Below are 1528 nucleotides of genomic sequence, written 5' to 3'. Positions count from 1 at the left end.
GACGATTTCGGGCAGCAACAGCCTGAGCATTCTGGCGCGCAATGGCGACATCACCAATACGGGCACGCTGGCAGGTGGCTCGGTCAGCCTGGTGGCGCAGAACGGGTCGATCATCAACAGCGCGACGCTGAATGATTATCTGGTCAATGGCGGCAATCAGGGCCAGCTTGGCTCGGTCGGCACGATCACGGCGAGCGGTGCGGCGTCCCTCTCGGCCAGTAATGACATTACCTTCAATGGCGGTCGCCTGAGTTCGGGTGGTGATCTGTCGATGCTCGCGGGCAACAGCCTGACGCTTGGGGCCGCGACGGTGCGTCAGGCCACGGCGGTGAAGGGCGCCAATGTCAGCAGCGCGTTCAGCCAGATGCAGAATTACACGAGTTCGATCAGTGCGGGCGGGAATGCGGTTCTGGCGGCCCTTGGGGGCGATCTGAAATCGGCGGGAGCGACGATCGACAGCACGGGCAATATGGTGCTGTCTGCGGCGAAATCGCTCGATCTGGGGTCTGTCACCGACAGCACGAGCCATGACATTTCCGGTAGCAAGTCGGGCTTCCTGACGCATAGCCGCTTTACCGACACGGGGAGCCTGTCGTTCGAGCGCGGCTCGAACGTGACATCTGGCGGCACGCTGACGGGTCTGTCGGGCGGGGATATGAGCCTCAAGGGTCTGATCGGCGCGCAGGGCGATGTCACGCTCTCCGCAGGCGGCACTCTGACGCTGGAGGCCACGAAGACGCAGAGCGAAGCGAGTGCGTCGCATCACGTGGCGGGGATCTCGCTGAGCAGCCAGGGCGCGCAGGGGACGCTGGGCTATGGCATGCGCGACGACAGATCATCGTCATCGAGCACGGTCTGGACCCCATCGGTTCTGGCCTCGCTGGGCGGCAGTGTGGCGCTCAATGCGGGCAAGGCACTTACGATGGATGGTTCAGCCCTGTCGGCTGCGAACGATCTCACGCTCTCGGGGTCGTCCGTCTCGTTGCTGGCCAAGGAGAACAGCCAGACACAGAGCACGGCGCATAAGGAGAAATCCATCGGCGCCAGAATCGGATTGTCTCCAACATCCATTGTCGGGCAGGTGGTCAATACGGGGCTTGCTGCAAGCCAGACGTCAGGTAGCGGCAGCGGGACGCTTGCTGCGCTGAATGCGATGCAGGGCGCAGCCATTATTGCCACCTCGATCATAAAAGGGGGCGATGCAGTTGCGGGCAATATTGTGGGCGTACGCCAATCCATTGGCTCGTCGTCGCTGCATCAGTCGAGCACCCAGACGCAGACCCAGGCTGTGGGCACGACGCTCAACGCCGGCAATACGCTTTCTGTCGTGGCGCGTGGCGATAACGCAGCGGATGCGCAGAACGGCTCTTTGAGTGCGACGGCGTCGAGCCTGTCTGGCAAGGATGTGGTTCTTGCTGCCAGCAAGGACATCACGCTGCAGGCGGGCTGGGATACGMCCCATAGCGAAAGCAACATGAAGTCGAAATCGACTTCAGTCGGGCTCGRTATTGGGGGGGGGGTTGGGGGG

General features: G+C 62.6%; 1 protein-coding gene. It reads left to right on the top strand.

What is annotated here, in order from left to right:
- Positions 1 to 1528, top strand: a 1528-nt coding sequence (locus C0V97_RS07555; protein ID WP_148114924.1) for a hemagglutinin repeat-containing protein, incomplete at both ends; no start/stop codon positions are given.

This window comes from Asaia sp. W19 (genome assembly GCF_003994335.1).
Classification (GTDB): domain Bacteria; phylum Pseudomonadota; class Alphaproteobacteria; order Acetobacterales; family Acetobacteraceae; genus Asaia.
The sequence above is the reverse complement of the archived record's forward strand: the minus strand, read 5'-3'. Positions and strand labels throughout refer to the sequence as shown.